Here is an 8,429-nt window from a genome sequence, read left to right as displayed (position 1 = left end):
GGGCCCCGCCCAAGCACATCCACCCACCCGGGCACGCCCAACAAACGACCGGGCCCTTAACCACAGACACGGCTACAGAATCGCCGCAGGCACGTACCCAGCGGCATCGGGGAACCGGTTCAGCACCTCCTCAACCCGCCGAACCACCTCCACCACCTGCGCCCCAGCAACCCCCGTGAACGGCAACCGATCCGCCAAAAGCGCGTCCAACCGCCCCCGGTCCAACGGAATCCGCTCATCCGCCGCCAGCCGGTCCAGGAGATCGTTCCGCTCAGCCCCGCGCTCCCGCATGGCCAGGGCCACGGCGACCGCGTGCTCCTTGATCGCCTCGTGCGCCGTCTCCCGCCCCACCCCCGCCTGCACCGAGGCCATCAGCACCTTCGTGGTGGCCAGGAACGGCAGGTACCGGTCCAGTTCGCGGGCGACGACCGCCGGGTAGGCGCCGAACTCGTCGAGGACGGTCAGGAACGTCTCCAGCAGGCCGTCGAGGGCGAAGAACGCGTCCGGCAGCGCGACCCGGCGCACCACCGAGCAGGACACGTCCCCCTCGTTCCACTGGTCGCCCGCGAGTTCGCCGACCATGGAGGCGTGTCCGCGCAGGATGACCGCGAGGCCGTTGACCCGCTCGCAGGACCGGGTGTTCATCTTGTGCGGCATGGCCGACGAGCCGACCTGACCCGGCTTGAAGCCCTCGGTGACCAGTTCGTGCCCGGCCATCAGCCGGATCGTCTTGGCCAGGCTCGACGGGGCCGCGGCGAGCTGCACCAGCGCGGTGACCACCTCGTAGTCCAGCGACCGCGGGTAGACCTGGCCGACGCTGGTGAACCGGTGCGCGAAGCCGAGGTGTTCGGCGACGACCCGCTCCAGCTCGGCCAGCTTGTCGGCGTCGCCGCCGAGGAGGTCGAGCATGTCCTGGGCGGTGCCCACCGGGCCCTTGACGCCGCGCAGCGGGTAGCGGTCGATCAGCTCGTCGAGGCGGGCGAAGGCCACCAGCAGCTCGTCGGCGGCGGTGGCGAAGCGCTTGCCCAGGGTGGTCGCCTGGGCTGCGACGTTGTGCGATCGGCCCGCCATGACCAGGTCGGCGTGCTCGGTGGCGAGGCGGGCGAGGCGGGCGAGGACGGTGGCGGTGCGGGCGCGCACCAGCTCCAGGGAGCGGCGCACCTGGAGCTGCTCGACGTTCTCGGTGAGGTCGCGCGAGGTCATGCCCTTGTGCACGTGCTCGTGCCCGGCGAGGGCGTTGAACTCCTCGATCCGCGCCTTCACGTCGTGCCGGGTGACCCGCTCCCGCTCGGCGATGCCCGCCAGGTCGACGGTGTCGAGCACGCGGCGGTAGTCGTCGACGGCGCCCGGGGGGACGTCCACGCCGAGGGTGGCCTGGGCGGAGAGGACGGCGAGCCAGAGTTCGCGCTCCAGCCGCACCTTCTCCTCGGGGGACCAGAGCTGGGCCAACTCGGCCGAGGCGTAGCGTCCGGCGAGGACGTTGGGGATGCGGGGCTTCTGCGCGGCGGTCACGTCTGACCAGCCTAGGCGGTGGCGGGCGGGTTCCCGGCGCCCGGGTCAGGCCAGGAAGTCGCGCAGCATCCGGCGGGCGGCGGCCCGGGGGTCGGGGTTGACCTCGATGAGGGCGTTGACCACCGCGCCGTCGACCAGGGCGATGAGCTGTTCGAGCCGCCCCGGCGGGAGGTGCCCGCCCGCGCGGGTGACGGCCTCGGCGAGCAGGTCGCGGAGTTCGGCGCCGAGTTCGAGCATCAGCGGCCGCAGGTACGGGCGCCGCCCGGTGGCGACCAGGCGCTCGTAGCGGAGCAGGACCGCCTCGGCGTCGCGGTCGGTGGCCTGCGGGCCCAGCAGCAGGTCGAGGACGAGGTCCACCAGGCGGCCGGGGTCGGTGGGCTCGTCGAGGGCGGCCCGGCCCCAGGCCAGTTCGGCGCGGCTGTGGTGCTCCACGGCGGCGGCGACCAGCTCGTCGAGCGAGTCGAAGTAGTACGTGGTGGAGGCCAGTGGCAGGCCCGCGCGCTCGGCGACGGCCCGGTGCCGGACCGCGTCGAAGCCGCCGTCGACCAGCAGGGCGGCGGCGGCTTCGATCAGGGCCTGGCGGCGGCGTTCCCCCTTGGGGGTGCTCGCGGTGGTCATGCGTCGCCCACCCGGCGGTCGGCCGCGGTGCTGTCGGTCGTCATGCTGTCGGTCGTCATGCTGTCGGTCGTCATGCTGTCGGTCGTCATGGTCTGGTGGATCGTGCCAGACCGGTCAGAGGGTGGGGGCGAGCTTGTCGCCGATGCCGCGCAGCGCCGCGTCGTCGAGGGGCAGGTCGGTGGTGCCCGCGACCGGTTCCTCGGCGATCACCAATTGGGCGCCGGACCGGGTCTGCACGACCACGCCGAGGGTGCCGTCCGGGCGGCTGTCCCACGGGGGCTGCTGGAGCTGCCGCGCCCCGGCGGGCACCAGCATGATCGACACCAGGCCGCGGGTGGGTCCGTTGCGCGCGTTGAACGCCGCCGACCGGGCACCGGGTGGGCAGGCCAGCGGGGACCGGACGTAGTCCCCCGAGGTGGCAGAGGGGGCCGGGAGCCCGCCCGCGAGGGCAGCGGCGAGCTCCCGGTCCACCTCAGCGCACCCACCAGGGGTGCCACCGGCTTCTCCTCCGGAGCCGCCGGTGCCTCCGGTCGGTCCGCCCCCCTGCTTGGGCGGAGCCGACGGAGCGTTCGTGGGACCGGCCTCCGAGGGGGCGGTCAGGACGCGGGGGCTGTTGCTGTCCTGCACCCCGTTCGGGGTCGTGCCCGCGGTGCCCTCCGCGTTCCCGGGCGCCACAGCCGCCACCGGGCTGCCGCCAGCCCCGCTGTCCTCGCTCGACACGGCGAACCCCGCGACGGCGACCCCGGCGAGCAGCACCACGCCCAGCGCGGTGCCCGCCAGGGCGCCGTTGCGCCTGCGGGTGAGCCGGGCCGACTCGGCCAGCACCTCGTCCGCGCCGAACGACGGCGGGGGCGCGTCCGGGACCGCGTCGTCGAACAACTCGGCGATCTTCCGCTCGTCCATGCTCAGCTCCACCTCCTCGTCATCGGGGTCCTCAGGTCGGTCACGGGGTCCTCAGGTCGTCCAGGGCGTCGCCGAGGACGTCGCGCAGGGCGGTGAGCCCGCGCGCGGTCTGGCTCTTCACCGTTCCCTCGGAGCACTTCATCGCCACGGCCGTGCCCGCGACGTCGAGCCCCTCCAGGAACCGCAGCACCAGCACCGCCCGCTGCCGGGGCGGCACCTTGGCCAGTCCGTCGAGCAGCGCCGACCGCGTCGCCACCGACTCGCCGACCTCGTGGTCGGAGGCGGGCGTCTCGGGCACCTCGTCGACGCCGCGCTCCCGCCGCCAGGGGCGGCGGGTCTCGTCGATCAACGCGCTGACCACGCTGCGCCGGACGTAGGCGTCCAGGGCCCCGCGGTCCCGGATCTTGCGCCACCGGCGGTGCAGCGCGACGAACGCGGTCTGGGCGAGGTCGTCCGCCCGGTGCCAGTCGCCGCAGAGCATGTACGCGGTGCGCCGCACGGCGTCGCGCCGGGCGGCGAAGTACTCCGCGAACGCCTGCTCCTCGCCTTGTTCCACGCGGACGCTCTCCCGCTCGTGTCGTTTCCGATGGGGGGACGGACGTTCCCCGCACAACGGTTGCACGCCCACCGGGTGAGACGTGCGCCACCCCCGGTTTTCCCGGTGTCGAGTGGGACCACCCCCGGTGTGGTGTGATCGGATCGTGACCACGCCGCGCACGATCGACCTCCGGTCCGACACCGTGACCCAGCCCGACGAGACCATGCGGATCGCCATGTCGGCGGCCGAGGTGGGCGACGACGTGCTGGACCACGACCCCACCATGCGCCGCCTGGAAGAGCAGGTGGCGGGCCTGGTGGGCATGGAGGCGGCGCTGTGGGTGCCCAGCGGGACCATGGGGAACCTGATCGCGTTGGTGCTGCACCTGCGGCGTGGCGACCGGTTCCTGGCCGCCCGCGGGTCGCACGTGCTGGAGTCCGAACTGGGCAGTGCGGCGTGGCTGGCCGGTGGGATGCCGCACCCGCTGGAGTGGTCGGGCGGGCCGGGCCGGATCTCGGTGGAGGACGTGCGCTCGATGGCGTCCTCCAGCGGCCCCTACTACGCGCTGCGCACGCGGCTGCTGTGCCTGGAGAACACGCACAACTTCGCGGGCGGCACGGTCACCCAGCCCGACGAGCACGCCCGGCTGGTCGCCGCGGCGCGCGAGGCGGGGCTGCGGGTGCACCTGGACGGGGCGCGGCTGTGGAACGCCTCGGTGGCGCTCGGGGTGCCGCCCGCGGCGCTCGCGGTCGGCGTCGACACCGTGCAGGTGTGCCTGAGCAAGGGGCTGGGCGCGCCGGTCGGGTCGGTGCTGGCGGGGCCGTCGACGCTGGTGGCGGAGGGTCGGCGGGTGCGCAAGATGCTCGGCGGCGGGGTGCGGCAGGGCGGCGTGCTGGCCGCGGCCGGGATTCTGGCCCTGGAGCGGGTGGACGACCTGGCCGTGGACCACGCCAACGCGAAGTCGCTGGCCGACGGGCTGACCGAACTGGGCTGGGAGGTGCGGCGGCCGGAGACCAACATCGTCCTCGCCCCGGTCCCGGACGCGCAGGTGACGCTGGCGATGCTGGCCGGGGTGGGCGTGCGGGCGGTGGCCGTGCCGGGCGGCGTGCGGTTCGTCACCCACCGGGACGTGCCGACGGCGGACATCGGCGAGGCGCTGCGCCGGATCAGCGCGGAGCGCCCCGTTCGCGTGTGAGCAGCTCGCGCAGTTCCCGGATCTCCGCGCGCAGCGAGTCCACCTCGGTGCGGGTGGTGTCCTCGATGGACTGCTCGGCGCCCGCGATCTTCTCCACGAACCAGGACGCGATGACCCCGGTGACCACGCCGAGCAGGGCGATGCCGCCGACCATCAGGCTGACCGCCACCAGCCTGCCCTCGGTGGTCACCGGGTAGAGGTCGCCGTAGCCGACGGTGGAGATGGTGGTCATCGTCCACCACAGGGCTTCGCCGAAGCTGGTGATGGAGGCCTCCGGGCTGGACCGCTCCGCGTCGAGCACCGCCAGCGCCGCGCACAGCACGACCAGGGCGGTGGTGCCCGCCACGTAGACGCCGATCCGGCCGCGGAAGTTCACCCCGAGGCGGCGGTTGAGCACCTTGAACACGGTGATGAGCCGCAGCGCGCGGAGTTGGCGGACCATCGGCAGCGCGACCGCGAGCAGGTCGAACAGGTGCCGCCCGACGAACCGCAGCTTGTGCTCCGCCAACCACAGCCGCGTCAGGTACTCGGCGGCGAACACCGCCCACACGACCCACAGCACCACCTCCAGGGCGGTGCGCAGGCCGGGGGAGGCGCCGGTGCCGAGCACCTGCCACGCGTAGGCGGCCAGGAACGCGACCGCCAGCACCGTCAAGGCGAGGTCGGTGCGCGCCTCCCACGCCGCCAGGCGGGGCTCGGGTGGTTCGGCTGGTTCGGGCACCCGGACATCCTCACCCGGGAAACCCGTTCGGACCAGTGGCTAGCGGATCTGGCCCCGGCCCGCCTTGCCCTTGATCGCGCCGTAGGCCAGCACGCCGACCGTGGCGACGGCGGCGACGACCAGCAGCGTGCCGATCGCCTTGAAGATGAAGCCGATGAGGCTGAAGGCGATCCAGATGACGATGATCGCACCGATGATCTTGAGAACCATTGCGTGTCCCTCCCCGAACCGACGCTCACCGTTCCAACGGTCAGCGGGTGCCGAACGTTCCCAACCAGGGCTCCAACCTGCGCAGGCCCTCCACGACGTCCTCGGTGGCGCCCGCGAAGGAGAAGCGGATCGACCGGCCCCCGTCGACCGGGTCGAAGTCGATCCCGGGCACCACCGCGACCCCGGTGTCGGCCAGCAGCCGCTTGCAGAAGCCCATCGAGTCGGTGGTCAGGTGCGAGACGTCGGCGTAGGCGTAGAACGCGCCGTCGGCGGGGGCGACCCCGGTGACGCCCAGCCGCGCCAGGCCGTCGAGCAGCAGGCCGCGGTTGGTGGCGTAGCGGGCCACGTGCGCGTCCAGCTCGGCGTAGGCCTCCTCGGCGAACGCGGCGACGGCGGCGCGCTGCGACAGCGCGGGCGGGCAGATGGTGAAGTTCGCCGTCAGGCAGGCCACCGCGTGCCGCAGCCGGGGCGGCACCAGCAGCCAGCCCAACCGCCAACCGGTCATGCCGAAGTACTTGGAGAACGAGTTGACCACGATGGACTCGCGGGCGGACGCCCACGCCGTCGCGGTATCGGCGCCGTAGGAGATGCCGTGGTAGATCTCGTCGCTGACGAGCTGGACGCCGTGCTCGGCGCACCAGCCCGCGATGCCCGCCAGGTCGGCGGCGGCGAGCACGGTCCCGGTCGGGTTCGCCGGGCTGGCGACGATCACCCCGTCCAGCGGCCCCGCCTCGGCCAGCACCTCCACCGTCGGTTGCAGGCACGGCAGCTCCACGACCTCGCAGCCCAGGGCGGAGAGGATGTTGCGGTAGGCCGGGTAGCCGGGGCGGGTCAGCGCGACCCGGTCGCCCGCGTCGAACGCGGACAGGAACGCCAGCAGGAACCCGCCGCTGGACCCGGTCGTCACCACCACGTCGTCCGGCTCGACGACCAGCCCGTACCAGCGGTCGTAGTGCCCGGCGATGGCCGCCCGCAGCTCCGGGATGCCCAACTGCTCGGTGTACCCGAGGCCAGAGGCGCCCACCGCGGCCCGCGCCGCCTCCAGCACGGCCCGCGGCGCCCCGGTCGACGGCTGGCCCGCGGCGAAGGACACCACGTCGCCGTGGGTGCGCTGCCGCGCGTTCGCCGCAGAGAGCACGTCCATGACGTAGAACGGCGGGACGTTGGCACGCGCGGCGACCTTCAGGGGGTGCATGCCCGCACCCTATGCGTCAGTACCCGACGTACCCGCCGCCGCCGTGGGTGGCCTTGATGCCGGGGACGTTCGCCAGCGAGCCGTAGCGCTGGACGGCGTAGTTGACACCCGCGCAGATGTTGTCCACCGGGTTCCAGATGTCGTTGTGGCCGGGCAGCTTGTAGGACTCGAAGGTGGGGTCGATGGTCTGCATCAGCCCCTTGGACGGGGTGCCCTTGGCGGCGTTGGAGTCCCAGTTGTTGATCGCGTTGGGGTTGCCGCCGGACTCGTGCTGGATGATCTCCCAGATGGTCTGCGCGTCGGCGTCGGAGACGTTGATCCCCCGGGCGCGCAGCTCGGCGATCGCCTGCCTGATCCACTCCTGGACGTCGCCCGGCGGCTTGGTCGCCGGGGGCGGACCGCTGGGGCCGGAGCCGCCACCACCACCGCTCCCGCCGCCGCTGTCCGAACCGCCGCTGCTGCCGCTCTGGGGGTTCGCGGCGGGCTGGGCGTTGGACGGAGCCGCTGAGGACGGGGTCGTGCCGTCCTCGACCTCGACCGGGGTGGGGGTCCACTCGATGGTGCGGCCCGGGCCCGGTGTGAAGGCCTGACCGCCCGGTTCCGGGATGGTGGAGAACCTGGGGTCGACCGCGTCGAGCCTGCCCCCGAGGGCGGTCGCGGCGGCGTTGAGGGCCTGGTCGGCCTGGTCCAACTGCTCGCCGACCCGGCCACTGTAGGCGCCCGCCAGGCCGTCGACGTACTGGCGCCGCTCCTCCGGGGTGGCGTCCGGGTGCGCGTCGATCCAGCTCGTGGCGTTGTCGTACAGCTCGCCGAACATGCCCTCCAGCGCCTCCCTGGCGCCCTGGACACCGGTCGCGGCGGCACCGAGGTCGCCCGCGGCGGCGGTGAGGGCGTCGTTGAGCGACCTGCCCGCGGTGCCGAAGGTGCCCATGTAGCCGACGAACGCGTCGGCCGAGGCGCCCTGCCAGGCGCCGTCGAGCTGCTTGACCGACCCGTCGAGCTTGCCCACCGAGTCGGCGGCGGCCGCACCGGCGGCGCTGAACCGCCTGCCCAGGTCGGCGATCACCTCGGGCTGGGCCGAGTAGAGCCCGTCCGCGCCCGCGGCCAGCCGGGCGGCTACCCCGCCCAGGCCCGCGGCCGAATCCCTCGCGGTCACGAGTTCCCCCTAGGCCGTCGTCAGCGACTGGGTGGCGGCCCGCTCGGTGCCCGCCACCGAGGTGCCGATGGAGTCCAGGGCGCGGTCCACGCCGCCGAGCAGCGCGCCCGCCCGGTCCAGCTCGGTGCCCGCGGCGGTGGCCAGCGCCCGCACCGCGTCGGCCAGCGCCGCCGAGGCGGGCAGCCGCCCGAACGCGCCCGCGTCGGCGTCGAGCGGCAGGCCGTCGCCCGCGGCCGCGATGGGCCCGGCCTGACCGGCCACGGCGGCCCGGCACTGTTCGATCGCCTGCAGGTTGTAGTCCACGCCGGTCACGGTCCGACCCCCTCCGAGCAGTTCGGTGCTGGGACCTCAGACGGGGACCGCGGCGGGTCGGTTCCCCAC

10 protein-coding genes are annotated in these 8,429 nt (G+C 73.8%); 1 reads left to right on the top strand and 9 read right to left on the bottom strand.

Annotated elements, in window-relative coordinates:
• Nucleotides 1-72: 72 nt before the first annotated feature.
• From purB to UO65_RS28445, 4 genes are all read right to left on the bottom strand, one after another.
• The gene (purB, locus tag UO65_RS28460) at nt 73-1,512 is read right to left on the bottom strand and encodes an adenylosuccinate lyase (RefSeq protein ID WP_035288539.1); all 1,440 of its coding nucleotides are present in this window, start codon (nt 1,510-1,512) and stop codon (nt 73-75) included.
• Nucleotides 1,513-1,557: 45 nt separating this feature from the next.
• Nucleotides 1,558-2,130: a TetR/AcrR family transcriptional regulator gene (locus UO65_RS28455; protein ID WP_035288536.1), complete on the bottom strand. Its 573-nt coding sequence runs from the start codon at nt 2,128-2,130 to the stop codon at nt 1,558-1,560.
• A gap of 114 nt (nt 2,131-2,244) precedes the next feature.
• A complete protein-coding gene (locus tag UO65_RS28450) occupies nt 2,245-3,033 on the bottom strand; it encodes a hypothetical protein (RefSeq protein WP_152552329.1) in 789 nt (262 codons plus the stop codon).
• A gap of 40 nt (nt 3,034-3,073) precedes the next feature.
• A complete protein-coding gene (locus UO65_RS28445) occupies nt 3,074-3,589 on the bottom strand; it encodes a SigE family RNA polymerase sigma factor (RefSeq protein WP_035288533.1) in 516 nt (171 codons plus the stop codon).
• 145 nt (nt 3,590-3,734) lie between these two features.
• On the opposite strand from UO65_RS28445, the gene UO65_RS28440 reads away from it, so the two are divergent.
• Nucleotides 3,735-4,766, top strand: coding sequence for a threonine aldolase family protein (locus UO65_RS28440; protein ID WP_035288530.1), 1,032 nt, complete (start codon nt 3,735-3,737; stop codon nt 4,764-4,766).
• Here the strand turns inward: UO65_RS28440 and UO65_RS28435 are convergent.
• The 5 genes from UO65_RS28435 to UO65_RS28415 are packed head-to-tail and all read right to left on the bottom strand — an operon-like array spanning nt 4,738 to nt 8,351.
• Nucleotides 4,738-5,487, bottom strand: a complete 750-nt coding sequence (locus UO65_RS28435; protein ID WP_063936030.1) for a potassium channel family protein — start codon at nt 5,485-5,487, stop codon at nt 4,738-4,740. The genes UO65_RS28440 and UO65_RS28435 overlap by 29 nt on opposite strands.
• A 39-nt stretch (nt 5,488-5,526) precedes the next feature.
• Nucleotides 5,527-5,697, bottom strand: coding sequence for a hypothetical protein (locus UO65_RS37645; RefSeq protein WP_035288528.1), 171 nt, complete (start codon nt 5,695-5,697; stop codon nt 5,527-5,529).
• Nucleotides 5,698-5,737: 40 nt separating this feature from the next.
• Nucleotides 5,738-6,892: a pyridoxal phosphate-dependent aminotransferase gene (locus tag UO65_RS28425; protein WP_035288525.1), complete on the bottom strand. Its 1,155-nt coding sequence runs from the start codon at nt 6,890-6,892 to the stop codon at nt 5,738-5,740.
• A gap of 16 nt (nt 6,893-6,908) precedes the next feature.
• Nucleotides 6,909-8,048 carry a transglycosylase SLT domain-containing protein gene (locus UO65_RS28420; RefSeq protein WP_035288523.1) on the bottom strand — a complete coding sequence of 380 codons (1,140 nt, stop codon included), beginning with the start codon at nt 8,046-8,048 and terminating at the stop codon, nt 6,909-6,911.
• Nucleotides 8,049-8,057: 9 nt separating this feature from the next.
• Nucleotides 8,058-8,351, bottom strand: coding sequence for a hypothetical protein (locus UO65_RS28415; protein ID WP_152552328.1), 294 nt, complete (start codon nt 8,349-8,351; stop codon nt 8,058-8,060).
• Nucleotides 8,352-8,429 lie beyond the last annotated feature (78 nt).

Origin of the sequence: Actinokineospora spheciospongiae (assembly GCF_000564855.1) — a bacterium.
In the GTDB taxonomy this organism is placed as follows: Bacteria; Actinomycetota; Actinomycetes; order Mycobacteriales; family Pseudonocardiaceae; genus Actinokineospora; species Actinokineospora spheciospongiae.
This window is presented reverse-complemented; position numbering and strand designations above follow the sequence as displayed.